The sequence below is a fragment of the Acidipila rosea genome, assembly GCF_004339725.1.
GTDB classification, from domain to species: domain Bacteria; phylum Acidobacteriota; class Terriglobia; order Terriglobales; family Acidobacteriaceae; genus Acidipila; species Acidipila rosea.
On sequence record NZ_SMGK01000003.1, the window covers coordinates 131,380 to 156,533 of the forward strand.

Genomic DNA, 25,154 nt, shown 5'->3' on the forward strand with positions numbered 1-25,154 from the left:
GTGAGCGCAGGCCTTATAAGCCACGCACGGAAGGCGAGAAGCCTTTTGAGCGGAAGAGCTTCGGGTCGGATACCGGAGAGAGACGTCCTTACAAGCCGAGGACGGAAGGCAGCGGTGCAGGCAGCCGTCCACCGTTCCGCAAGAGCGGCAGCGACTCGGGCCCCCGGAAGAGCTTTGGTGCAGGAGCTGGCGAGCGCAGGCCATATAAGCCACGCACGGAAGGCGAGAAGCCTTTTGAGCGGAAGAGCTTCGGCTCGGATAGCGGCGAGAGACGTCCTTACAAGCCGAGAACAGAAGGCAGCGGCCCAGGCAGCCGTCCGCCATTCCGCAAGAGCGGCAGCGACTCCGGCCCCCGCAAGAGCTTTGGTGCAGGAGCTGGCGAGCGCAGGCCTTATAAGCCACGCACGGAAGGCGAGAAGCCTTTTGAGCGGAAGAGCTTCGGGTCGGATACCGGAGAGAGACGTCCTTACAAGCCGAGGACGGAAGGCAGCGGTGCAGGCAGCCGTCCACCGTTCCGCAAGAGCGGCAGCGACTTCGGCCCCCGGAAGAGCTTTGGTGCAGGAGCTGGCGAGCGCAGGCCATATAAGCCACGCACGGAAGGCGAGAAGCCTTTTGAGCGGAAGAGCTTCGGCTCGGATAGCGGCGAGAGACGTCCTTACAAGCCGAGGACAGAAGGCAGCGGTGCAGGCAGCCGTCCCCCCTTCCGCAAGAGCGGCAGCGACTCCGGCCCCCGCAAGAGCTTTGGTGCAGGAGCTGGCGAGCGCAGGCCGTATAAGCCGCGCACGGAAGGCTCCGCGCCCCGCCGAGAGGGATCCGGCGAACGTCCCGCGAGCCGTGGAGGTTTCGGCAGCAAGCCGGGCTTTAAGTCGGCAGGTTCGCGACCAGCCTTCAGGTCCGGTTCGCGTCCGGCGGGCTCCAGAAGCGGATCGCCGACTCGCAGCGGCGGCTTCTCCAAGCGTCCGGGTGGCGCATTCAAAAAGAGCCCCGGCGGCGGCTTTAAGCGCAAACCCCGTGAGGATAAGGGCGAGTGAGTGCGCAGCAGGAAACTGCTTTGTCAGGATCGGGCCGTCGGCTCATCGTAGCTATCGACGGCCCGGCGGGCGCAGGCAAGAGCACTGTTGCCTCGCGTATCGCCCGTCGCTTTGGCCTGCTGAACCTTGAAACCGGGGCCATGTATCGGGCTCTGGCCTTCAAGGCGCTGACTCATAAACTTCCTCTGGATGATGCCCATGCGCTTGAATCGCTGACGACAGATACGGTTATCCGCCTTGAGCCGGGTGGCGATGGCAACCGGGTGTTGCTGGACGGACAGGACGTGACCACGACGTTGCGCCAGCCTGAGATTACGGAGGCGGCTTCGAGGGTAAGCGTTCATCCGGTGATCCGTCGCTGGATGGTGGAGCAGCAACGGTCGCTCGGCGCCGAGGGTGGAGTGGTGATGGAGGGACGCGATATCGGTACAGCGGTCTTTCCGGACGCCCAGGTGAAGATTTTCCTCGATGCGACACCAGAGGCGCGCAGCGAGCGGCGGGCCAGCCAGACGGGCGCGGCCTCCGCAACCCAGACGCTCGAAGAAATTCGCCGCCGGGATGAGCGCGATCGCACCCGGGCGGAATCTCCTTTGAAGCCTGCCCCGGATGCAGTGGTGATCGATTCGACGTTTCTGCCGCTCGAAGAGGTATTGGCGCGGATCGAGGCTGTGGTCCAGCGGCGTTTAGACACGAGCTTGTAGGGAAGTACAAACTTACTGATAACCAATCAGTACTTTCTATCGATTTTATTCCCCGGCGTTCCCTGCCGTTAGGAATCCCTCCCGTTATCCACTGCATCCACATCATTAATCAGGAGTGGTATTTAAGCGGATATTTTCCCAGGGCCCCTCAAGTCCGCCTAGTTATTAGTTGTTCAATAAAAATACTGAATAGCCCTCAGCTGCTCCTGATTATTTGTAATGGGAGGCAGTACCTACAATGAAATATCCCTCGCTGCGCGCGACTCTGTGCGCATCCTCGCTGGCTTTTGTCTTTATCTTTACTTTCTTATCTCTTCCACAAGCTCATGCGCAGGCGGTTTTCGGCACCATCGTGGGAACGGTGACAGACTCAACCGGCGCAGTCATTCCTAACGCCACGGTGACCGTGACGGACGTCGCCAAGGGCATCACCCAGACAGTCCAGACGAACGCCAGCGGCAACTACTCCGTCAGCCGCCTCATCCCCGATACCTATGAGGTGAAGGCTACCTCTCAGAGCTTCGCACCGGCGGAGGCCAAGAATGTGGTGGTCACAGCGGACAGCTCCCCGCAGGTGAACTTGACCCTGCAGGCGGGTGGTGGGGCGCAGACAGTTACGGTAACGACGGCGGCTCCGCCGCTTAATACGGATCGACCCGAGGTAGCGCAGTCGCTCGATCAGCGCCAGGTGCAGAACCTGCCCAATCTCAACCGGAATCTTACCCAGTTCACCCTGCTAACGCCGGGCGCCCAGCGGTCTTCGTTCAGCATTGCGCCGACGGAGAACCCGCAGGGGACGATCGGCACCGAGATCAACGGCAGCAACTACGGAACCCAGGGCTTTGAACTGGATGGAACAGACAATCGCGAGCCGGTACTGGGAATCGTGGTGATCAACCCGACGCTCGACTCAGTAAGCGACATGAAGATCATTTCGCAGGATTATCCGGCGGAGTTCGGCGGCGCAGTTGGCGGCTTTATCGTGGCGCAGACGCGGTCAGGGAGCAACGCCTTCCACGGGGATGCGTTCGAGTATCGTCGCAGTGACGCGCAGCAGGCGCGCGACCCGTTTACGCAGTTCCAGCCCGATGCGGTTACAGGGCGGTATATTCCCAGTTCGCTTTATAACCAGTTTGGCGGATCATTGGGTGGCCCGATCCTCAAGGACCGAGCCTTCTTCTTCATGGACTACCAGGGGCAGCGTCAGCGGATCGGCACTTCGCTGCAGCAGAATGTTCCTTCGCTTACGGTTCGCAATACCTGCCTGAGCGGAACGGGCACCTGCGACCTGAGTCAGTATGCCTCGACCATCTATGACCCGACGACGAAGACGACTTATGCAGCCAACGCCGTCCCGGCCTCTGCGCTCACTCCGCAAGGCATCAACCTGCTCAAGGGGCTGCCTGTCCCGAACACTACCGGCACCAACAACGGCACGGTGAACAACTATGTCACCTCTGGCAATGGCACGGACAACGGCGATCAGGCGGACCTGCGGCTGGATGCGCAGGTAACGCAGCGCATGCATGCCTTCGGGCGCTATGACTATTCTCTCTTCCGGCTCTTTGGCGCGCCGGTGTTCGGCGCAGCGGGTGGAACGGGCTTTGGTCTGGGCAACACTACCGGCAACGATGAAGGACAGAATCAGAGCGTCGCGGCTGGATTCGATTATGCGATTAACCCCAACCTGCTGACAGATTTCCGGTTTGGATTTCTGGACTATCACATCTCTGAAAACAAGTTCGACGTAGGCACAACACCTGCTCTTGCGGCGGGTATTCCGAATCTGAATACGAGCCGCGCCGACACCAGCGGTTCGCCCACCTATAACGTAGAAGACGGCAGCATCAGCAACTTCGGCAACCAGGGTTGCAACTGCCCTCTGCTCGAGAGCGAGCAGGTCTTCCAGATCGCAAACAACTGGACGAAGAATGTTGGCAACCACAGCATCCGGTTTGGGGCTGACCTGCGCTATGCCATGAACCTGCGTAACGCAAGCGACTACAACCGTGCAGGGCAGCTGAGCTTTGGCAATGGCAGCACGGGCTCCGGCATCGCCTCAGTGCTGCTGGGCGCTGTCGATACCTTTCAGCGCTTCGATGTCTACAGCCAGACGGCAGCCGACAGGCAGAAACGCGGGGCGCTGTATGCGCAGGATACCTGGCGCATCACGCCCAAGCTGACACTCGAGTATGGGCTGCGATGGGACCTCGTCTTCCCGGAAACGGTCAACAGCCCGGGACAGGGAGGCTTTACCGACCTGAACACCGGCCTTGTTCGCGTGGCGGGCGTGGGTGGCATTGGAACGAATGCCAATGCCAATCTGGACATGACGGATCTGGGTGGCAGGCTTGGGCTTTCCTATCAGCTCACCGACAAGACGGTGCTGCGGGCGGCTGCCGCACAGATGTATGACGATGATGGTTTTTTCGGCACCATCTTCGGTAGCGTGCTGGTGCACAACATTCCCGTGTACAACACGGAAGATGTGACCTCCGGCAACGCAACGGGCCAGTACAGCTACACCTATAATTCGCTCCCTGGCCGTCCTGCTGCTTATGTCATACCGGCCAATGGACTGATTCCGCTGCCCAATGGCGTGAATACTGAGGTTCGCCCGAACACGCTGATTCTGCCCCGGGTTGACCAGTACAACGTCAGCCTGCAGCAGCAGATAACCAACGACACGACCTTTACCCTGGCGTATGTCGGCAACCTGGCGGAGCGAATCTATCCGGGTGAGACTTATGGCTTCAACGTGAACGAGCCCTTCCTGCCGGCACCTACGACCAACCCCGGACAGCAGGCCTTCGAGCTCTCACAGCGCAATCAGCGACGGCCGTATTACAACCGCTTTACCCACCTCTACAACGGTGGCGTTGTGCAGTGCTGCAACCAGGACATCACTTCGACTGCTCCTGCTGCACGTGCAAACTACAACGCGCTCCAGGCGACCCTTGAGAAGAGATTCTCAAGCGGATTGCAGTTCACCGCCAACTACACCTGGTCGAAGGCAATGAACTACAACGGCACCTACTTTGCGCACAATCCGCGGGTGGAGTACGGGCCGAACGATACCAATCGGACGAATGTGTTTGTGATGAACGCCGTCTATGACCTTCCATTCGGCAAAGGCAAGATGCTGATGAGCAATGCGAACCGGTGGGTAAACTATGCGATCGGCGGCTGGCAATTGGCGGGGGACACGACATGGGAGAGCGGCCTGCCGTTCACGCCTACCTATGCCGAGTGCGGCAGCGATCAGGACATAGACTCGAACTTCGGCAGCCCGGGAACATCGAGCGATTGCCGCCCGAATGCGCTCGTAGGCGGAAAGACCTTCGCGATGGGAACCGGCTCCTTCGATGCGGCGAGTCACAGCATCCGCTATTTCTCTCCGGTAGGTGCGCTGACCACGCAGGGCGCGGTGTCCGGGCCATTCCAGCGGCCGCAGTTCGGCTCCATCGGGAACATCGGGCGCAACGTCTTCCGCGGGCCTTCTGACTATTTTGCAGACGCGTCGCTGTTCAAGAACTTCGCGATCACTGAGCGGCTGCAGGGGCAGTTCCAGTTTCAAGCCTTTAACGTGTTTAACCACACGCCCCTTGGCCTGCCGAACTCGACCAACTCCCGCTGCGTTGATTGCAGCAACGGTGGCTTGATTACTGGCGTAGATGGCGCGGTGCAGGGCGCGGGAATGCCCTACATGCGCCAGCTGCAGTTCGGAGCGAAGCTGAGCTTCTAGCTCGCAGCAGCGCAGGGAAAAGCAACCAAACTCCCATGTGGCACCTCACCCATACGCAGTGTTTCGCGAAGGGCGAGGTGCCGTCTTTTTTAGGCTGATTGGATTGCCCGGGTGATGGTCTGGTAGGTCTCTTCCGGCAGCGGCGGCATAGCGCCAGGTTGAGAGGCTACCCATGAGCCCCAGCGATTGCCTGCTTCATTGAGCGCCGCGAGCGGAGCGCCCTGGAGGTAGTAGCAGACCAGCGCGGCCGTAAAGGCGTCGCCTGCCCCGACCGTATCGGCTACCTTCGCGGCAACGCCGTGATGACGGTGATGCTCGCGTGGAGTAACAAGCAGGCTGCCATGCGCACCCATGGTGACGCAGACCATGCGCAGGGGGAATGCCGCCAGCAGCAGGCGAGCCCCTGCCAGCAGCGCGGCTTCATCCATGCGCGTCTCGTTGCTCAGGCCAGTCAGCGCGAGAACCTGCGGCATCTCAGCATCGTTAAGCTTGACGAGCGTTGCGAGTCGGAGAGAGTCCCGCAGCACACTCGCCGAGAAGAATGGCTTGCGTAGATTGACGTCGAAGACGCGCACGCAGCTTTCACCTGTCGCGGCAACGAAGCTGCGAATAGTCTCCCGGGCCCTCTCGGAGCGCTGGGCAAGCGTGCCGAAGCACACGGCATCCGTACTGCCCGCAAGAGTGCGCCATTCAGGGGTCAGTTCAAGAAAGTCCCATGCGGCCGGCTCGTGGATGACATATTCAGGCTGACCATCCTCGATGGTGACCGACACGCTCCCAGTGGGATAATCAGCGTCAGTCTGCAGGAAAGTGGAGTCGACGGGCGTTGTCTGCAACAGAAGGCGAGCCGCATTGCCTAATTCATCGGCGCCGATGCGGCTTGCAACTACGCCGCGGTTGCCGAGCCGCGCCGACATGACGGTGAAGTTAGCTGGAGCGCCCCCCAGCTGGCGTCCCTCATGGAGCAGATCCCAGAGCAGCTCGCCAATGCCTACGATCAGCTTCCTACTCATTTCGCTCCTCGCGTCTCTGCCAGTAGATGTTCCATCTCAAGATAGGCTGCGTTGGTCCAGCCAAAGCCGACGACGTTTGTCTTGTAGCCGGTCGCTACCTCGACATGCGATGAGCTGTTGGCTACGTCATACTTCTCGCGAATGGTGTGATCTCGGGCGAAGTTTTCCCGGATGGTTTGCGTAAACTCCTGGGAGATCATGCGGGCGTCGGCTACGTCGCCGCTGGCAAGCAGACCTGCGGTGGTGATCCACATGGGGGGCGCCCAGCCGAAGGGCAGATCCCACTGAACGCCTGACTCGTAGGTGCTCATCGCCATGCCGCCGGGATGGTTGAATACATGCACATTACCATGCAGCCCCTTGATCTGCTGCTCGTTTGCCACACCCGCCCATAGCGGAAAGAAGGTCGTCAGATACTTGTAGGTCGAGCGTCGATGCGCGACGTAGTCGTAGTCGTAGTACATGCCATCGGCGGCGTTCCACAGATACTTGTTAATGGCGGCCTTGCGAGCGGCTGCTTCCTGTTTCCAGCGCGCCGTCTCTGCCGGCTTGCCAAGCTTCTCCGCCATCCAGGCGAGATCCAGTTCGTACTTGTAGAGCAGGCTGTTAAGGCAGACGGGAGCGTAGTGATGCGTGGAGCCGTCGAACGGCCCGAAGCGGAAGCTCGGATCGTAGCCGGACTCGCGCATGGCGCGGTCGCCCTTGTAGAAGTCATGCGAGAGCCAGTGTCCATCCACATGGGCACGTGCACAGACCGCAGAGATGCGCGGGTTGCAACTGATGATTGCGAGTTTCGCCTGCGCGGCGGCGTTCGGCTGATCGGGAGCGCTCACGAGATACTCCGGATGATCGCGCGGGTGCTTGAGCAGCCAGCGGATCACGTCAGAGTAATAGGTTGTGTCGTCATCCTCCTCCGGTACCGGACCATTGCCGATGTCGTAGTAGCGCGCCAGGCCCGTGTCTCCTGCCCGGTGGATATCGCTGGTCCAGAGCGCATGATCGCGCTGTGCGAAAGAATAGCTGCGAGCCAGCCACTGCTGGGCTGCCTTCGGGTCGCGCTGCAGCTGAGCCTCGTAGACATCGCGGATCATGGAGGAGAGAAACGGAGGCTGGGAACGGGTGAAGTAGTAGGTGCGATTGGCGTTCAGAATGCCGCCATAGTGCTCAATCTCAAAGAAGAAATTCTCTACCATGCCTTGCGCCAAGTCGACGTGGCCATCCCGCAGCAGCCCGAGGATGATGAAGTAGCTGTCCCATCCGTACATCTCATTGAATCGTCCGCCGGGTACGACATACTTGTTGGGCAGATAGAGGAGCCCCGCGACAGGCACATCCGTAAGCTTTAACTCGCCGAAATGGGTGACGACGCGAGGCAACCGCTCCACATCGACCTTGCACTGGGAGCTGAGCGCCTGCACGCTGGCGGGCATAGGCAGATCCTTGGGCAGATAGAGGACCGGCTCCGTTGTGAGCTTGGGATCGGTCAGCGAGTGGCAGTCGGTCATGGAACGTGACAGAGTGCCCCAGGCCTCATGGATGTACTGGTCGATATTGGCTGCAGGCGGTTTAGAAGGAGGAGGCGTGTTGATGGGGTTCTGCCCAACAGCCGCCGTCGCGACCAGCAGAGTGAAGACGATCGACGAAGAACGCAAAAAATCAAGTCGTAGCATGGAATTAGCCCTGAGCAGGAATCCTAAACCAACGCAGGGGCGAAAAGCTGCCTCTAAGTTACGGTTACCTCGGAGTCACGAGATTGTCTTGCTCTGCTCCCGGCACCGCAAAGGTAGATCCCTCGCTTTCCATGGAAAGATAAGAGGTTGGAGTACTTGGCATCGGAAGAAGAAATGGCGCTTGCACTGCGGGGTGGTGGTAACGGAAAGCCGCCGCGCTGGATGATCTGGACAGGTCTATCATTGGCTATTCTGGCTATTGCAGCCCTTGTCGGGGCCGACATCATGATGCGCCGTGCAGAACCTCTTCTCAAAAGCCGCCTGATCGATACGCTGGAAACGCGCTTCGACAGCCGTGTGGAACTCGACAAATTCGATGTATCGGTAATGCATGGTTTTGAAGTATCTGGCAGCGGCCTGCGCCTTTATCCCCGGTATCTGGATCGGGATGAACCCAACTACTCCGTCGCGCAGTTCTCCTTTCGGACGCCGTGGATGCAGCTGCTTCGAACGCCCATGCACATCAACCGCATTTTCGTTTCAGGGCTGAAGATCAGCATTCCTCCCAAGAGCGTCCGCAGGCGCGCTCCCAAACACAACGTTGATCGAAAGCACAATCGCATCAAGATCGCTTTCGGCGAGATGTTGATCGAAGACATGACCCTGCTGATCGAGACTGAAAAGCCTGGCCATAAGCCGCTAGACTTCGACATCCAGCATGTGCAGCTGACCACAACCGGACCGGGAAAGCCGCTCAAGTTTGAGGCTATGCTTGTGAATGCCAAGCCTGTGGGGAACATTGTTTCCAAAGGCTATTTTGGGCCGTTCAATGCGGATTATCCAGGGGAGACGCCGGTGCAGGGTGACTATGCCTTTCGCGATGCGGACCTGAGCACCACCAAAGGCATTGCCGGCATTCTCTCTTCAAACGGAAGCTATCGCGGCTGGCTCAACAACATCACCGTTGATGGCGAGACGGATACGCCGGACTTCCGTCTCGATACGAGCAACCACCCGGTTCACCTCAAGACGCAGTTCCATGCGATCGTGGATGGAACCAATGGCGATACCTACCTGGAGCCCGTCACGGCACAGTTTCGCAATACGCATCTCACCGCAAGCGGCAAGATCGTCCGCGCGCAAGATCAACCCGGCCATCACATCACGCTCGATGTCGTACTCGACCATGCCCGTATAGAAGATCTGCTGATGCTGGGCGTGAAGACGACTCCGCCGGTAATGAACGGAGCGGTGCGCATGCGCACGTCGCTGGACCTGCCCCCGGGCAAGATTCCGGTTTCAGAGAAGATCAGGCTTAAAGGTCATTTCGACATCAGCGACGCGTTGTTTTCCAGCGAGAAAATTCAGAGCCGTATCGATGAGCTGAGCCTGCGGAGCCAAGGCAAACCGAAGCTGGCCAAGCTCGATGAAGGCGCGGATATTCGAGCCGATATCTCCGGCTCGTTCGCGCTGGCAGCGCGAAAGCTATCCCTGCACGACCTGGCTTTTCGCGTTCCCGGAACGGACGTGAGCCTGGATGGCACCTATTCGCTGGATGGCAAGGAATTCGACTTTCACGGCCGGGCCCGTCTGCAGGCGAAGGCCTCTCACATGGTGACAGGCTGGAAGGCGCTGATGCTGAAGCCGGTCGATCCATTTCTGTCGAAAGATGGCGCAGGGACAGTCGTTCCCATCAAGATCACAGGAACTAATTCAGCACCGAAGATCGGTCTTGATTTCGGACATAAGGATAGCGACTGATTCACCCTGGGCTTGAGAATGTGTTAGTTTCGCTGGCGGAGCCTTAGATAGATGTACCCGTACTTTTTCAGGGAGGGATTTAAAAAAATGACACAACTTACAAAGCGTGCATCCATGGCGCTGGCTGCAATGTTGCTAGCGACCGGCCTGCTCGGCGCGCCGCAACTTTTCGCGCAGACGCATGCTGTCGCCACCACCGCGACCCAGAATGCTGAGCCATGGTGGAAGCACGCCGTTATTTACGAGGTGTATCCGCGCAGTTTCCAGGACACGAATAACGACGGTATTGGGGATCTCAACGGAATTACGCAGCACCTCGACTACCTGAAAGTACTGGGCGTGGATGCGATCTGGCTTACGCCTATCTATCCTTCGCCGCAGGTCGACTTCGGCTACGACATCTCGAACTATGAGGCCGTTGATCCTCAGTACGGCACGATGAAGGATTTCGACCACCTGGTTGCGGAAGCGAAGAAGCGCAACATCCGCATCATCATGGACCTGGTGCTCAACCACACGTCAGACAAGAGTCCATGGTTCATCGAATCGCGCAGTTCAAAGACAAACCCGAAGCGCAACTGGTACATGTGGCACGACGGCACCGCGCCTGGCCCGGGTCATCCGCCTAACAACTGGCAATCTGACTTCGGGCACTCCGCATGGGAATACGATGCGAAGACCGGCCAGTACTACTACCATAAGTTTTATATTCAACAGCCGGACCTGAACTGGAACAACCCGCAGGTGCGTAAGGCGATGTACGGCGTCGAGCGCTTCTGGATCAATCGCGGCGTGGATGGCTTCCGCCTCGATGCCATCACGACCCTCTTTGAAGATCCGAAGATGCGCGACGATCTGCCCGTGCTCGATGCGAACGGAAAGCAGAAGATCAACGAGTTTGGCGATCCGCAGCTCAACGATACGATGACCAACAACCTGCCGGAGGTGCATGACGTGTTGCGCGAGCTGCGCAAGGTGAGCGACAGCTACAAGGGCCGTAACGTTGTGCTCATCGGAGAGACATATCTGAACAACATTGGCGATCTCAAGAAGATGTACGGCGCCAATGACGATGAACTGAACCTGCCGATGGATATGCAGATCGGCTTCATCAACAAGCTCGATGTGGGGCTCTTCCGCCAGCGCATCAACGAGGCGCAGACTGAAATCGACGGCAACCTGCCGCTGATCGTTTTCGACAACCACGATAATGAGCGCTGGGATCGCTATGGCGACGGCACCCACAACCAGGATATTGGCCGCGTGCTTGCGACCATTCTCTTCGCTACCCGCGATACGGCAATGATGTATTACGGCGATGAGATAGCCATGGTCACCACTCCTCCCACGCGCAAGGAGGACGTGAAGGACCCGGTGGGCATTACCGGGTGGCCTAAGAACAAGGGCCGCGATGGCGAACGCACGCCGATGCAGTGGAATGATGGACCGAATGCCGGTTTTACAGGGCCGAATGTGAAGCCCTGGCTGCCGATCCCTCCGAGCTACAAGCAGAGCAATGTCAAGACCGAGGTTGCTGACTTCGACTCGATGCTCAACTGGTACAAGGAGCTCATCACCCTGCGCCGCGATAATCCTGCCATTAAAGACGGCAAGAACATCATGCTGAACACCAGCGATAACAACGTCCTGTCGTGGTTGCGCCAGGCTCCTGGCCAGCCAGCGGTCGTGGTGGCCTGCAACTTTACCGCGCAGCCGCAGAAGGTCAGCTTCGACCTGTCCTCGCAGGGCATCACCAGCAAGCAGGCCAAGACGCTGATGAAGACGCCGGGCTCAAGCGATCCGGCCTCACTCGACAGCGTTAACCTGCCGCCGTTCGGTGTTTATATCGGTCAAGTACAGTAATCGCCAGATGAGAACGGGTGCCCCACTTAAGCGCAGCTTCTCGGCGTTAGAGTGGGGTTTCCCGGCTCAGGGCTAGTTCAGCGCCGGCATTGCAGCGCTGCTCAAGCAGGCGGCGAAGCTCTTCCTTCTGATCCTGGGTGAGCCCTCTCTTGGGAATGACATGCATCGTGCGCTGCGGTCCCTTCAGCACGAAGACCAGATCACCCTCCCGCCACTTTTTGTAGCCGCTCCACGGACGAAAATCCATCCGTCTCTCGCGGTTTTCAAAGCGGACTCCATCGCTGTCGACTGACAGGACCCGTGGTGAGCGCTCGATCTTTTTTCTCATAGCCGGCTTGTGCAGCCCGGGCCGCAAAGAAGATACGGTAGCCGAAGACAGCCGCCAGTGCGGCAAAAAGCAGCCACTGGGCATGCCCTTGAAGCCGCGGATCGGCCGCGATGGCTGACAGCACTATGACGGCAGAGACGGCCTGGATTGCGAGCCTTCCCTTGGACGGATGCAGCGTCTGCCTGAGCCGCGCACGGACGCTGCCGCGGAGCAGCCTGGGGACGAAGAGAGTATTGGATTCCTGCAGTTCCTCGACCGTAACCGGTCCCTGGATTTCCATGCCAGAAACCATAGCACAGCCAATGGCGAAGGCCATCGGCTGTGCTATGGTGCGCCGACCTTATCCAGCCGGAAAGCTGCCGCCTGGAAGTCGCCGCGCAGGCTGAGAGCAATGCCGTGATTCATCCAGTAGGCGCCGCTTGCTGTCTCGGGAAGCGGTGCTGCCATCATGCGCGCTGCAGCGCCATCTGGTTGAGAGCTGATCCAGTGAATGCGGTATTGAGCACCAGGGTCGAGGCCGTGGAGGAAGATGGAGGGAAAGGGATAGCCGAACTGGCTGGAGTGAAGGAGTGCGAAGACCACGGCCTGGCTGCCATTCTGCGCGACCGATTCCGTCACGGAGTGCTCGCTGTCCTGCTGTGGAGAGATCAGGCGGTAGAGCCTTCCGTGCTGCACGGTTTCGCGAATTTCCTTGTACTCGCCGATCAGTTGCTTTGCTGTTGCGAAATCTTCCGGCTGCCACTTGTTCAGGTTCGCGCCCACGCCCAGCGAACCCTGCATCGACGAGAGAAACCGGTACTCAACAGAGGTGGTACGGTTGTTGACCCAGTTGGGCGAGTCCGTCACCCACGCCATCATTACGCCAGGGGTGTAGGCGTAGGTGAAGCCGTCCTGAATACTGAGCCGGTCGAATGGATCCGTATTGTCCGAAGGCCATACTTCATCGGTGTAGCGCAGAATGCCGAGATCGACACGTCCACCGCCGCCTGAGCAGGATTCGATCTCAAGCCCGGGATGTTTTGCACGCAGCTCCTGAAGAATGGAGTAGAGGTTCTGGGTGTATTTCACATAGACCTGCTGCTCGTCCTCCGCACCTGCCGCGGGCCATCCCGGCTCTGACCAATTGCGGTTGTAGTCCCATTTAAGAAAGGCAATATCGTTTTCGTTGAGCAGCTTGTCGAGGAAGCCGTAGACGTAGTCGCGCACATCCTGCCGCGCCAGGTTGAGCACCAGCTGGTTGCGGCCCTGCGTGCGCGGGCGTCCGGGAAAGTTGAGCACCCAGTCAGGGTGTTTGCGATAGAGATCGCTATCGGGGTTGACCATCTCGGGCTCGACCCACAGGCCAAAGTCCATGCCGAGAGAGTGGACCTTGTCAATGAGGGGCTTCAGTCCGTGGGGAAACTTCTGCGGGTTTACGTACCAGTCGCCCAGTCCGGCGTGGTCGTCTTTGCGCTGGCCAAACCAGCCGTCGTCCATTACGAAGCGCTCCACGCCGATGGAGGCGGCCTTCTCGGCGAGCGCCTCCTGGCCCGCTTCGTTTACGTCAAAGCCTGTCGCCTCCCACGAGTTGTAGAGTACGGGGCGGGGGCGTGGATGGGGCGCCTGCGGCAGGATCTTCGTGAGCTCAAACCGATGCAGCAGCCGGGACGCTCCACCCACGCCATGTTGCGTGAAGCCGCCATAGAAGACCGGCGACACCAGCTTCTCGCCCGGCGCCAGCCTGTAGCTGAAGTCGAAGGGGTTGTAGCCGCCGGTGACGCGCACCTGGTTGAGCGCGTCCTGCTCGACAGTGATGCGCCAGGAGCCGCTCCAGGCGAGCGCGCCAAACCATACATCCCCGGTTTCTTCATTGCCGGTGCTGCCGCGCTCGATGGCGAACCAGGGGTTGTTCTGGTGGCCAGTCGAACCGCGTCGGCTCTCCAGCACACGCGCGCCGGGATGCACGGCCTCGTGCTGGACGTGGTCCTCTCCTGCCCAGCGGCCTGTCAGGTAGTAGAGCGAATAATCTGTGCCCTGCGGCAGAGCCCAGGTGGCTGCCGCCGCCTGCATGATGGTCAGGGGCTGCCGGGTCCGGTTCTCAATCTCGGCAGAGCGGCCAAGGATTCCAGTGGACGGATCGATTTCGTAGTGAAGGGTTACGAACACGTCGCGCTCAACATCCTTGAGAACCAGCGTCAATGAGTCGCCGTCAATGTGGTGTGAGACGTAGTGCAGCACCAGGTCCCGATTGCCGTCGGGGAAGGTTATCTTGAGTGCCGGCTCATAGTAGAGCCCGGCGCCCCATCCTGCGAACTCCTGCGGAGTTGTGCTTGTCGGCATGTCAAACGAGGCGACGCCCGAGTTGGTGTGCGCGGCCGGCAGGGGATCGCCTTTGGCAAGCTGCGCTCCCCAGTAGAGAGGCTGGACCTCGTCGAGATCGTTGACTCCGAAGGCGTAGGTGATGCCGCCCCCGTCGAGGCGGAAGACGCGCGTCTGCGCGTCATAGCTGATCTGGTTCCGGGCTGGCTGGGCGAAGGCCGCGCCGGAGGCGAGGGTCATAAGCAGGAGGGTGTTGCAGAGTCCGCGCAATTGCATAGGGTGCCATCTTACCGCGTGCGGAGTTACATTGTTCAAGCGGAGAATATTGACCATGCGATTTGCGTTTCGTTTGCTGCTCACCCTTCTTGTCCTGATCCCGGCCTCGCTGATCTTTGCTGCGAGCGCACCCATGAGCGGACCTTTGACGGTCTATTTCATCGATGTTGAGGGCGGCCAGTCGACGCTCTTCGTTACCCCGGACAAGCACTCCCTGCTGGTCGATACGGGGTGGCCGGACCACAGCGACCGCGATGCCGACCGCATCGTGGCGGCAGCGAAGGACGCGGGTCTGGAGCACATCGACTATGTACTGATCACCCACTTCCACGTGGACCACGTGGGCGGCGTGCCTCAGCTCGCGTCGAAGATCAAGATTGGCACCTTCATCGACCATGGGGTCAACCGCGAAACATCAGACGCTGCGACGGAGAAGGGTTACGAGGCCTACAAGGCGCTCCTCGCGACCGGAAAGTACAAGCGCATCACTCCCAAGCTCGGCGACACGCTGCCGATTCCGGGACTGCATGCTGTCGTAGTCAGCGAAGACGGCAATCTGATCCAGAAGCCGCTGCCTGGCGGAGGAGAAGCGAACCAGTACTGCGCCAGTTCGCCGGAAAAGCCGGCCGACCAGACCGAGAATGCCCGCTCGCTCGGTATCGCGATGACCTATGGCAAGCTGCGCATGATCGACCTTGGCGACCTGACCTGGGACAAGGAGCGGTCGCTCGTCTGCCCAGCGAACAAGCTGGGACACGTGGACATCTACATCGTTTCGCACCACGGCTGGGACCATTCGAGCAGCCCCGCTTTTGTCGATGGCCTTGCTCCTCGCGTTGCCATCATGGATAACGGCGAGACGAAGGGCGGGTCGGCTTCGACGCTTGATATTATCCGCAAGTCGCCCCGTCTGGAAACTCTGTGGCAGCTGCATGCCTCAGCCGAAGGGGGAGCAGCGCACAACACGCCGGACCAGTACATTGCCAACCTGATGGGGCCGCCCGATGTTGGGAACTATCTCAAGCTCACGGCCATGCAGAATGGCAGCTTCTCCGTCTACAACCCGCGTACCAGGGCAACGAAGGACTACGCGGCGAAGTAAACTGGAGACTCAGGAGAGTCTCCCCATGATCCGGAGCTATCAGGGCCACACGCCCGTCATTCCCGCGAGTTGCTACGTCGATGTATCGGCACAGGTTTTGGGCGACGTGACCCTCGGCGAACACTCGAGCCTGTGGATGAATACAGTCCTGCGCGGCGATGTACATTCGATCCGCGTCGGTGCGCACTCCAATGTGCAGGACTGCGCCGTGCTGCATGGCATGCGCAACACTTATCCGGTCATCGTGGGGGACTGGGTGACGATTGGCCACAATGCCACAGTGCACGGCTGCGTCATCGAGGATGCCTGCCTCATCGGAATGGGAGCGCGGGTGCTGAACAACGCACGCATTGGCGAGGGCTCGATTATTGCGGCGGGAGCGGTTGTGCCGGAAAACACAATCGTTCCGCCCAACACCCTTTGGGCGGGAGTGCCCGCAAAGCAGCGCAAAACGCTGACCTCCGACGACCGCGAAATGATCCTCAAGTACGCGCGGAACTATCTCGACTACACGAAGATCTACCTGGAAGAGCGAAAAGCCTGGTTGTAAGTCTCAAGCCCAGGCATCTACCGTGACGAAGCGGACGCCCTGCGCCTTAGCTTCAGGAACGAGAGCCGCTGTTGCGGCGACCGTGTGGCTGCGGTCCAGACCCAGCCCCGCCTGGCCTCCGTCGTGGAGCAGCAGGTTCGAGCCAGCCCCATGCCCCCGATTCTTGCGGATGCCCGCTTGCAGATGTGTTTGGATCGTCGATGCGGTCGCGCTTCTGCGCCAGTCGTAGCCCATCGCGTTCCACAGCACCGGCGCAAGGCCGAGCTCACGCGCAGCGCGGAGCACATCGGGACGTCGCGCCCCATGGGGCGGACGGAAGTAGCGCACCGGCGCTCCCAGCGTATCTTCAAGAGCAGCGTTGCAGTCGATCAGCTCCTGCTTTGCTCGCCGGGGTGAGCGAAACAGCAGCGCGGGATGGGTCATCGTGTGGTTGCCCACGAGATGGCCCGCGTCGAGAACCGCCCGCGCGATCTTGGGACGCTGGCGAACAAAGCGTCCAATCAGGAAAAACGTCGCACGCACCTGGTGCTTCGCAAGCACATCGAGGAGTTGCTGGGTATAAATCTCATTCGGACCGTCGTCGTAGGTCAGGGCGAACTCCTGCGGATCGCGCCCGGCCACGATAACCCTGCCGAAGAGCTGAGAAGTCGGCCACATGGCAGCGTAGGCATAACCGCCCGCAGCCAGAAAGGCCGTGGCGGCGCCGGTCGCTTCAAGTGCAGGATGCATTGTGTTTAGTGTAGCTTGGCCGCTGGTTATGCTTCAGGGGCAGGCGGAGCTCCCGCAAGGATCACGTTGTCGATCAGGCGCGTGGTTCCCACGAAGGCGGCGACGGTAAGCAGGATGCCGTTGCCAAGCTCGCTGGCCGGCAGCAGGGTATCCGGATCGACGGCGGCCAGATAGTCGAGGCGCACGGCCGGCTCCTGATCCAGAATGGCGTGGGCTTCGGCCAGGAGCACTGCAGGGTCGTGAACGCCTGCAGCCGCCTGCCGCTCCGCTGCGTGGAGTGCGCGGCTGAGCGCGAGCGCCTGCTGCCTTTCGGCGGCAGAGAGATAGCGGTTGCGCGAGCTCATCGCCAGCCCATCCGGGTCACGGGAGGTGGGGCAAACGATCAGCTCGAGGTTGAAGTTCAGGTCGCGCACCATCTGGCGCAGCACCGCCACCTGGGCTGCATCCTTCTGCCCGAAGAAAGCTTTGTCCGGCGCGACGATGTTGAAGAGTTTCGCGACCACGGTGGCGACTCCGCGAAAATGCCCTGGGCGTGAGGCTCCGTCGAGCCTGTCGCTCAGTCCCGCAACTTCTACAAAGGTGATCGCGCCGGGCGGATAAATCTCCTCGACCTGCGGCGCAAAGACCCAGTCAACCCCTTCGCTCTCCAGGAGTTCGCAGTCAGCCGCAAAGGTGCGCGGATATTTGGAGAAGTCTTCATTCGGTCCAAACTGTGTGGGATTTACGAAGATGGAGACGGTGACTGCATCGCAGCCTGCGCGTGCGGCGCGAACCAGCGAGAGATGTCCCTCATGCAGTGCGCCCATTGTCGGCACGAAGCCCAGTGTCTTCCGCGCGGCACGCAGTTCCCTGCCTGCGGCGCGAACTTCCGCGAGGGTGGTGAAGATACGCATCAGGCTTTGCGCCTGCCGTTGCTCTGTTCGAGAGCCGAGGCCGCTTCCTTGCTCAGGTGGTAGCTCTCAGCGTCGGACGGAAAGGTGCGTGTCTCGACGTCGCGGACATAGCCTTCGATGGCTGTGCGGAAGAGCCCTGCGGCGTCTCCATACTGGCGGACAAACTTGGCGGGCTTGGCAAAGCTCAGGTTGACGAGATCATGGAAGACGAGAATTTGTCCGTCGCAATCCGGCCCTGCGCCGATGCCGATGGTCGGTACGTCTAGCCTCGCGGTGATGTGGCTGGCTGCTTCGCGGGGAATGCCCTCGAGCACGATCGCCACCGCGCCTGCGGCCTCGAGTGCCAATGCATCTTCGAGCAGATCGTCAGCCGCAGCCGCGGTCTTTCCCTGCACCTTGTAGCCACCCATGTGGTGGACCGACTGCGGCGTCAGCCCAAGATGGCCAACGACCGGTATCTCCGCCTCGGTAAGCCGCTGCACGAGCGCTGCACGATTGGCGCCGCCCTCGATCTTCACTGCCTCCGCACCTGCTTCCTTGATAAAGCGGACGGCATTCTCCACGGCGGTGTCGATGCTCATATGGTAGGAACCGAAGGGCATGTCGGCGACCAGCACGGCGCGCTTGACGGCTCTGCGTACTGCACGGGTGTGGTGGAGCATCTCGTCGACCGTGACCGGCAGTGTGGTGTCATAGCCGAGCACCACCATGGCAAGCGAATCGCCAACCAGCACCAGGTCGATGCCGGCTTCATCGGCAATCCGCGCCGTGGAATAGTCATAGGCGGTTAGCGCAGCAATGGGCTGGCGGTTGCGCTTCTTTTCAGAGAGCGCAGGGAAAGTGACTTTGGCAGGTGTAGTTTCGCGGAAGCTGCTAACGCTCATGGTTTTCTCCAGTGCAGCTCCCCGGCGTGGAGGATGCTGCCCGTATCCAACCCCAGACTATACGCCTCCCGCGGCGGCGAGTCACATCAGGCGGCGGGGATGGGGAGGAGGTATGGCGCCAGGCAGCCGCCGGTCCAGTTCGCAGCGGACCTGGTTGAGGCCATACATGCAGTTCTCAAAATTGTCGGCAAGCCTGGCGAAGAGCGGTGCTTCACTGGCGTATTCGAAGAGGTCGAACTTGGAGACGATGTAGTAGCTTTCTTTGCCGGTGCGCACCATCTCAATGAGGCCCGGGTTTGCCTCGGGAAACATGCCCGAGCAGAAAAGCGAGAAGTCACCAATATGTTTGCGCACGGCCCGCTCCGCGTCGAATGACGGCGCTGTTCCGTGGATGGGGTCGGCGGCGACGACCATCTCCGCCACATCTTTGACCGGACGGCCCTGCGCATCGCGGATCGAGTAGAGTTTTTCCGCAGCACAGAATTCGGTCAGCAGATCAGCAACATAAGAAGTAACCTCGGTGTCCTCCATCGCGAGGTGTTCGCTGTAGCAGTCAAAGACGACATCGTGGAAAAGCTGCCGGAGAGAGCTTCCATCGGGAACCATGATTGCCTCCTCCCATTGTTACAACTCTATGAACCCAGACTCTAGCCGATTTGTTGCAGGCCGGATAGTTAAAAGATCGGCACCTGCCGCATTTCTTTAGCAGTCAGTCCTTTTGTCTGCGAGCAGATTTCCTCATCTGTTATTCACGAGTGCCAAATAGGATTCTCGGCAGTCTATTTTGTCAGGAACAGGAGACCGTGCTCATGCCCAGTCATCCGCGCAGGAAGGCCATCCGCGCACCACGCGCAACCGCTGCAGCGCAGCCCGTCTTTGGCCAGCCGCAGTTGAGTCCCGATCCGTCTTCCTTCGTAAAGCCTCATCCTTCTGACTCCGGCCTCTACCGCCGCACCAATAACAAGCTGGTGCAGCCTGTGCCCGAGCCGCGCAGCGCGGGCAGCGGCACAACCGTAGAGCCGGTGCTTACGCTGGCCGAGGTTTATGGCGACGCGGGGCCCGCGAAAGTTGCCGCGATCGAGAAGGCTGGGCAGGTTGTTTTTCACTGCGTGGGAGACACGGGCAGCGTCAAGGGCCCGGAGACGCAGTCCCTGGTGGCCGACAAGATGGTCTCGGACTTCAATGAAGTGAACCGGGCCAACGTGCCGTCGTTCTTCTTTCATCTTGGCGATGTGGTCTACAGCTTCGGTGAGGGCAAGTACTACTACGACCAGTTCTACGAACCTTACCGCGACTACCCGGGTCCGATCATCGCAATTCCCGGCAACCATGATGGGCTGGTCTACGGCGGCGACTCCGCGCCCACGCTCGACGCCTTTCTGCGCAACTTCTGCGCGCCCGCGCCGGTGCGTACGGCGGAGGCTGGCGGTCTGCTGCGCACGGCGATGATCGCGCCCAGCGTCTACTTCACGCTGGAGTCGCCCTTTGTCCGCATTCTAGGGCTCTACAGCAACGTGCTCGAAGACCCGGGCATCATCTCCAGCGAGGGCGGCACGCGGCCACAGTTGGACGATCGCCAGTTGAACTACCTGACGGCTGCACTCAAGCGGTGCAAACAGGAGAAATATGCAGGCGCAGTGATTCTCGCCGTACATCATCCGCCCTTCACCGGCGGGGTGAACCACAGCGGCAGCCCCCGCATGCTTGAGGAGATGGATAAATGTTGCGAGGCGGCGGGATTCTGGCCCCATGCCGTGGTGTCAGGGCATGCACACAACTACCAGCGGTATACGCGAAGCGTAGCCGGGTTGCAGGTGCCGTATCTCGTTGCAGGAGATGGGGGCCACGGATTGGCTCGCATCCGGACGGATGTCTACGGGCAGCCGGTACGGACGCCCTATCCGGTGACCAGCACGCTCAGCTTTGACAGTTATGACGACACGAAATATGGCTATCTGAGGGTCATCGTCAACGCGCAGAAGATACGGATTGAGTATCACACTGCCGCCGACGGCACCACGATGAAGACTCCAGACGACCAGATAACCGTGGATCTGAAGACCCGGGTCCTGAGTTAGAGAAGGTCAGTGTCCGGGGTTTTCCCCGGCCAGCAGGGCAAGGGCGTGCGGCAATAGTGGAAGGATAGCCTGCAGCGAGGTTACGGCGCCGCGGGGGCTTCCGGGCAGGTTGACGATCAAGACAGCGCCTCTGGTGCCGCAGACCCCGCGGCTCAGAGCTGCAAATGGTGTCTCACGCAGTCCGGCAGCACGCATCTGCTCGGCCAGACCTTCTACCATCCGCTCGCAGACGGCGCGGGTAGCCTCAGGGGTAACGTCGCGTGGGGCCAATCCGGTCCCTCCCGTGGTCACGACCAGGGCTGCCTCGCCCGCGGCGGCTCGGAGGGCGTCTTCAATCTGCGGCTGCTCGTCAGGCACGGTCACAAGACGCAGCACATGCAGCCCCGCCGCCTCCAGCGCGGCCTTCACAGCCGGGCCTGAGCCGTCCACCCGGGTGCCGTTAAAGCATGAATCGCTTACTGTTATCGCCACTGCGTCACGCATTTTGCTGATTGTAACCCTGAGGCTCCGTTAGGGGCCGTCCGGGATATATTGTGGATAATCGCGTTAAGGATGAGAGAATAGGCCAGAACGTCCGTCAAAGCTTAGAGGCCAACGCAGCTGGATCAGGCGTTAACAAGTTTTAAGAATGCCCATCACCGAACTTCCACCCACCTCACCGGGCACGCCACCCGAGCGACTTCGCAGGTCGCGTCGCCGGCCACGGTATGAAGAACTCGAGCCGCACGACCTTCTCCACGTCATCGACGATCTTGAAGACGAGCGGGCACGGGCGCGTATTCGCGAAATGGTATGGATTTCGCTGCTCGCCCACCTGTTGTTTTTCTGGTATCTGGCTTATGGGCCTCGTTATTTCCGCCATGTTATGGTGCGCGACCCCTCCGTAATTCTCAAGCAGCGCGAGAAGGAACTGACCTATCTCGATATGCCTCCGGATGCGTTGAAGCAGATCAGGCCGAAGAAGCAGGCGCCGCTTTCAGACAAGAACCGCCAGGCGCAGACGCAGCATCCGACGCTCGATAAGAAGACTCTGCAGGAGCTCGAAGCGATGCGCAGGGCAGGGCCACCCGTGCCGCAGTTGCCCCCGGGTCCCAAGCCGGCGCCGAAACAGGAACAGGCGCAGCCACAGCCGGCGCAGCAGATGGCTCAGGCTCAACCTCAGCCGCAACCGCAACCCAAGCAGCCGCCCACGCAGCCGCTGCAGCAGTCGCAGCAGAGCCAGCTGGAGGCTCCCAAGCCGGCTCCGACGAAGCCCGACTTCAACACCGGCCCTGCTACCGCCGGAGATGCAATCAAGCAGGCCATGAAACAAGCCCAGCAGCCCGGCGTCTTTAACGGGGGTGGTGGGGGCGATATGGGCCGCAATGCGCCCTCGTCGCACGGCGGGATGAACGGCGCCGTCGATATCCTCAGCGATACGCTGGGGGTGGATTTCGGCCCATACATGCAGCGGGTGATCTATGACACGAAGCGGGCCTGGTATCCCATCATTCCCGTGTCCGCGCAGCCTCCGCTCAACCGGCAGGGAAAGGTCGCCATCCGCTTCAAGATCATGCCGGATGGCTCCGTTAAGAGCATGACGCTGGAGCTTCCCTCTGGCGATGTATCTCTCGATCGCGCGGCCTGGGGCGGCATCACGGGCGCTTCGCCCTATCCCCCCTTGCCGAAGAACTTCAAGGGGCCGTTCCTGGAGCTGCGTTTCTACTTCCTCTATAACATCCGTCCCGGGGATGAATAAGCAGGGATGAGCAGTCAGGTTCACCAGCAGCTTCGCCGCCGTCAGATCGCAGGTCTGCTGCTGGTGGCCGGGGTGATTTTAGCGGTGGCGCTGTTGCGTGCCGATCCCCATGTACTCTTTGCGCCGGGGTGGTGGCGTGTCTGGTAGCCTGCCGTTGCTGGTTGTGCTGCTGGGGCCGACAGCAAGCGGCAAAACCGGGTTGGCAGTCGATCTAGCTACGCGCTTCAACGGAGAAGTCGTAAGCTGCGACTCGGTGGCTGTCTACCGCGGTATGGACATCGGCTCGGCCAAACCCTCTGCGCAGGAGCGCAAACAGGTTCCCCACCATCTGATCGACGTGGTTGACCTGGATGAGCACTACACCGCCGGGGACTACAGCCGGCACGCCCGCGCCGCTCTCACTGAGATCGCCGGCCGTGGCCATCTGCCGATTGTCACCGGCGGCACGGGGCTCTATCTGCGCGCGCTCATCGAGGGACTCTTTCCAGGGCCTGAGCGCTCCGAGCAGGTACGCGTGCGACTTCGGAGAAGCAACGAGAGGCACTCTCCGGGCTGGCTTCACCGGATCCTGACCCGCCTCGATCCTGCGCTTGCTGCGCGAATCCATGCGAACGATACACCCAAGCTTATTCGCGCCATCGAGGTTTGCCTGAGCGCGCGCAAGCCGATGTCGCAGGCGTGGGAGGCCGGCCGCCTGCCGCTTCGTGGCTTTCGCATCCTGCGCATTGGGCTCGACCCTTCTCGGCAGGCGCTCTACCAGCGCATCAATGCGCGGGCGGCGGCCATGTTCGAGCAGGGGCTGGTCGAAGAGACCAGGAATCTTGTTGCGCGGTATGGCGAGGCTCCCCGCGCCCTCGATTCGCTTGGTTATCGCCAAGCCCGTGCTGCGCTGCGCGGTGAGGTGCCGCTGGCCGAAGCGATCCACGCGGCTCAGCAGGGGCATCGTAACTATGCCAAGCGCCAGCTCACTTGGTTTCGCCGCGAGCCGGAGGTGAACTGGCTCAAAGGCTTCGGCGATGATGCCGCCATTGCAGCGCAATCTGCAGAAATCATTGAGCGCCTATAAACCTGCACGAGCTGACGTGTAACGCGAATTCGCCCTGATGCTTTCGCGATGCCCCGATCAGGCTGGCTCCATCTCGATCTGACGCAGAAATCCAGCAAGCTCTTCGGGCAATGGCGCGCTCAGGTGCAGCACCTCGCCGGTGCGTGGGTGGGTGAATGCGAGCTCCGCCGCATGCAGAAAATTCCGCTCCAGCCTGATGGGCTTGGCCTGGTTCGGAGGCTGCACCAGGCGCGCAGGCGCGCCGTAGAGAGTGTCGCCCACCACCGCGTGGCCGATCGACGAGAGGTGGACGCGAATCTGGTGGGTTCGGCCCGTTTCGATACGGACCCTCACCAACGTAAACGCGCCATAACGCGACTGTATCCGGCGCTCCACCGTGTAGTGAGAGAGCGCTGCGCGCGGGCCGCCCGGGGTTCCCGGCGATCCGCTCCGGCGGGTTGTCATCCGCGTCCGGCGAATCGCATCACGGCTGATGGCGAGGTCAATGCTGCCCACGCTCTTCTTTATCTCGCCGTGGACAAGCGCGACATAGGTCTTCTTCATCAGGCGGTGTGCAAACATCTCCGAGAGCTGCCGGTGGATCTGGTCGTTACGCGCGACCACGATCAGTCCGCTGGTCTGCTTATCGAGGCGATGAACGATGCCCGGACGCGTGGGACCTCCAACAGTGGAAAGCTGACCATAGTGATGCAGCAGAGCGTTGACCAGTGTGCCCCGGTTGCGATCTTCATCGGTCCCGCCCGCGCCTGCATGCACCATCATTCCGGCAGGCTTGTTGATGACCGAAAGGTCGGCATCTTCATAGACGATGTTGAGCGGGATATCTTCTGAGATGGCACGCAGCGGCGGTGGCTCGGGCTCACCCAGGATGGCGATCGATTCGCCACCACGCAGCTTGAGAGAAGCTTTCGCGGCTTTGCCGTTCACCTGTACCTGCTCCTGCGAGAGCATCAGCTGCACGCGGGCGCGGCTCACGCCCGTCAGCTGGGCAGTGAGCCATGCATCGAGCCGGAGCCCGCTCGCATCGGGTGGTACGACGAGGGACGAATGTTGCGTCATGCAGATTGCATCCTAGCGGCACAGAATGCCCGGCGTATCTCTTTGCCGGGGTGAGCGTCCTCTTAGTGTTCGCGATAGTTCATTGCTTCGGCAGCGGCGATCCACATGTTCAACAGGCCAAGGCCTGAAGCGACTCCGCGCACCACGCCGCTCAACGCGACCGTCGACAGATAGGGAATATAGCTCAGCAGATGGTTGTCGTCCCAGATGTGGGTCCACGGCAGCACCACAAGCAGCATGCCGATGTAGAGACGTACGATGACTCGTACAAACAGGTCAGAACGCCTGAGCCATGGCGAACTGCCAGATTTTCTGGGGGGTGCTTCGGGTGTATGCGGCAATGGTGTCATGCGAAAGAAAGAAGCGGGC

Annotated in this window: 22 protein-coding genes and 1 pseudogene; 11 read left to right on the forward strand and 12 right to left on the reverse strand. The window is 60.5% G+C overall.

The features are described 5' to 3' along the window. From C7378_RS17700 to C7378_RS10580, 3 genes and pseudogenes are all read left to right on the forward strand, one after another. Window positions 1-1,031: pseudogene (locus C7378_RS17700) on the forward strand (hypothetical protein); the annotation flags it as partial. Continuing rightward, window positions 1,028-1,732, forward strand: a complete 705-nt coding sequence (cmk, locus tag C7378_RS10575; RefSeq protein WP_243648189.1) for a (d)CMP kinase — start codon at window positions 1,028-1,030, stop codon at window positions 1,730-1,732. The pseudogene C7378_RS17700 and the gene cmk, both read left to right, overlap by 4 nt. 238 nt (window positions 1,733-1,970) lie before the next feature. After that, window positions 1,971-5,477 carry a TonB-dependent receptor gene (locus tag C7378_RS10580; protein WP_131996050.1) on the forward strand — a complete coding sequence of 1,169 codons (3,507 nt, stop codon included), beginning with the start codon at window positions 1,971-1,973 and terminating at the stop codon, window positions 5,475-5,477. Window positions 5,478-5,566: 89 nt separating this feature from the next. On the opposite strand, the gene C7378_RS10585 is transcribed toward C7378_RS10580, so the two are convergent. Together C7378_RS10585 and C7378_RS10590 are read right to left on the reverse strand one after the other, a co-directional pair. Beyond that, window positions 5,567-6,490, reverse strand: coding sequence for a PfkB family carbohydrate kinase (locus C7378_RS10585; RefSeq protein ID WP_131996053.1), 924 nt, complete (start codon window positions 6,488-6,490; stop codon window positions 5,567-5,569). Then, on the reverse strand, window positions 6,487-8,160 hold the full coding sequence (locus C7378_RS10590; protein ID WP_131996056.1) for a trehalase family glycosidase: 1,674 nt from the start codon (window positions 8,158-8,160) through the stop codon (window positions 6,487-6,489). The genes C7378_RS10585 and C7378_RS10590 overlap by 4 nt, the downstream gene beginning before the upstream one ends. A gap of 174 nt (window positions 8,161-8,334) precedes the next feature. Here C7378_RS10590 and C7378_RS10595 point away from each other — a divergent pair, with 174 nt between their 5' ends. Both C7378_RS10595 and C7378_RS10600 read left to right on the forward strand, forming a co-directional pair. Beyond that, on the forward strand, window positions 8,335-9,921 hold the full coding sequence (locus C7378_RS10595) for an AsmA-like C-terminal region-containing protein (RefSeq protein WP_243648190.1): 1,587 nt from the start codon (window positions 8,335-8,337) through the stop codon (window positions 9,919-9,921). Between the two features lie 87 nt (window positions 9,922-10,008). After that, the gene (locus tag C7378_RS10600) at window positions 10,009-11,784 is read left to right on the forward strand and encodes a glycoside hydrolase family 13 protein (protein ID WP_131996059.1); all 1,776 of its coding nucleotides are present in this window, start codon (window positions 10,009-10,011) and stop codon (window positions 11,782-11,784) included. A 46-nt stretch (window positions 11,785-11,830) separates the two neighbouring features. Here C7378_RS10600 and C7378_RS10605 read toward each other — a convergent pair whose 3' ends face one another. Genes C7378_RS10605 through C7378_RS10610 form a run of 3 tightly spaced genes read right to left on the reverse strand, consistent with a single transcriptional unit; the run spans window position 11,831 to window position 14,686 of the window. Beyond that, entirely contained in the window at window positions 11,831-12,031 is a 201-nt protein-coding gene (locus tag C7378_RS10605) for a YcxB family protein (protein WP_243648191.1), read from the reverse strand. 16 nt (window positions 12,032-12,047) lie between these two features. After that, a complete protein-coding gene (locus C7378_RS17705) occupies window positions 12,048-12,392 on the reverse strand; it encodes a hypothetical protein (RefSeq protein ID WP_165876755.1) in 345 nt (114 codons plus the stop codon). A gap of 44 nt (window positions 12,393-12,436) precedes the next feature. After that, a complete protein-coding gene (locus tag C7378_RS10610; protein ID WP_131996065.1) occupies window positions 12,437-14,686 on the reverse strand; it encodes an alpha-galactosidase in 2,250 nt (749 codons plus the stop codon). A gap of 55 nt (window positions 14,687-14,741) precedes the next feature. Between C7378_RS10610 and C7378_RS10615 the strand changes: the two genes are divergently transcribed. Further along, entirely contained in the window at window positions 14,742-15,788 is a 1,047-nt protein-coding gene (locus C7378_RS10615; RefSeq protein ID WP_131996068.1) for a ComEC/Rec2 family competence protein, read from the forward strand. A 25-nt stretch (window positions 15,789-15,813) separates the two neighbouring features. After that, complete coding sequence (locus tag C7378_RS10620) at window positions 15,814-16,338, forward strand: gamma carbonic anhydrase family protein (RefSeq protein ID WP_131996071.1); 525 nt, start codon at window positions 15,814-15,816, stop codon at window positions 16,336-16,338. Between the two features lie 3 nt (window positions 16,339-16,341). Here C7378_RS10620 and C7378_RS10625 read toward each other — a convergent pair whose 3' ends face one another. The 4 genes from C7378_RS10625 to C7378_RS10640 form a co-directional block, all read right to left on the reverse strand. Continuing rightward, the gene (locus C7378_RS10625; RefSeq protein ID WP_131996074.1) at window positions 16,342-17,067 is read right to left on the reverse strand and encodes a polysaccharide deacetylase family protein; all 726 of its coding nucleotides are present in this window, start codon (window positions 17,065-17,067) and stop codon (window positions 16,342-16,344) included. Between the two features lie 26 nt (window positions 17,068-17,093). Continuing rightward, window positions 17,094-17,960 (reverse strand): pantoate--beta-alanine ligase, encoded by an 867-nt coding sequence (gene panC / locus C7378_RS10630; protein WP_131996077.1) that lies wholly within the window; start codon window positions 17,958-17,960, stop codon window positions 17,094-17,096. Beyond that, the gene (gene panB, locus C7378_RS10635; RefSeq protein ID WP_131996080.1) at window positions 17,960-18,844 is read right to left on the reverse strand and encodes a 3-methyl-2-oxobutanoate hydroxymethyltransferase; all 885 of its coding nucleotides are present in this window, start codon (window positions 18,842-18,844) and stop codon (window positions 17,960-17,962) included. Before panB ends, panC begins: the two co-directional genes overlap by 1 nt. 81 nt (window positions 18,845-18,925) lie before the next feature. Then, window positions 18,926-19,450: a hypothetical protein gene (locus C7378_RS10640; protein ID WP_131996083.1), complete on the reverse strand. Its 525-nt coding sequence runs from the start codon at window positions 19,448-19,450 to the stop codon at window positions 18,926-18,928. A 203-nt stretch (window positions 19,451-19,653) separates the two neighbouring features. On the opposite strand from C7378_RS10640, the gene C7378_RS10645 reads away from it, so the two are divergent. Next, on the forward strand, window positions 19,654-20,922 hold the full coding sequence (locus C7378_RS10645) for a metallophosphoesterase family protein (protein ID WP_131996086.1): 1,269 nt from the start codon (window positions 19,654-19,656) through the stop codon (window positions 20,920-20,922). 6 nt (window positions 20,923-20,928) lie between these two features. Here C7378_RS10645 and C7378_RS10650 read toward each other — a convergent pair whose 3' ends face one another. Further along, on the reverse strand, window positions 20,929-21,393 hold the full coding sequence (locus C7378_RS10650) for a MogA/MoaB family molybdenum cofactor biosynthesis protein (protein WP_341539142.1): 465 nt from the start codon (window positions 21,391-21,393) through the stop codon (window positions 20,929-20,931). Window positions 21,394-21,550: 157 nt separating this feature from the next. Here C7378_RS10650 and C7378_RS10655 point away from each other — a divergent pair, with 157 nt between their 5' ends. From C7378_RS10655 to miaA, 3 genes are read left to right on the forward strand one after another with little or no spacing between them, the layout of a single operon-like run. Then, window positions 21,551-22,660 carry an energy transducer TonB family protein gene (locus C7378_RS10655; protein WP_131996092.1) on the forward strand — a complete coding sequence of 370 codons (1,110 nt, stop codon included), beginning with the start codon at window positions 21,551-21,553 and terminating at the stop codon, window positions 22,658-22,660. Window positions 22,661-22,666: 6 nt separating this feature from the next. After that, entirely contained in the window at window positions 22,667-22,807 is a 141-nt protein-coding gene (locus tag C7378_RS17710; protein WP_165876756.1) for a hypothetical protein, read from the forward strand. Then, a complete protein-coding gene (gene miaA, locus C7378_RS10660; protein ID WP_243648192.1) occupies window positions 22,797-23,726 on the forward strand; it encodes a tRNA (adenosine(37)-N6)-dimethylallyltransferase MiaA in 930 nt (309 codons plus the stop codon). Before C7378_RS17710 ends, miaA begins: the two co-directional genes overlap by 11 nt. A gap of 57 nt (window positions 23,727-23,783) precedes the next feature. Here miaA and C7378_RS10665 read toward each other — a convergent pair whose 3' ends face one another. After that, window positions 23,784-24,785, reverse strand: a complete 1,002-nt coding sequence (locus C7378_RS10665; RefSeq protein ID WP_131996098.1) for an RluA family pseudouridine synthase — start codon at window positions 24,783-24,785, stop codon at window positions 23,784-23,786. A 62-nt stretch (window positions 24,786-24,847) separates the two neighbouring features. Next, window positions 24,848-25,126: a hypothetical protein gene (locus C7378_RS10670; protein WP_131996101.1), complete on the reverse strand. Its 279-nt coding sequence runs from the start codon at window positions 25,124-25,126 to the stop codon at window positions 24,848-24,850. Window positions 25,127-25,154 lie beyond the last annotated feature (28 nt).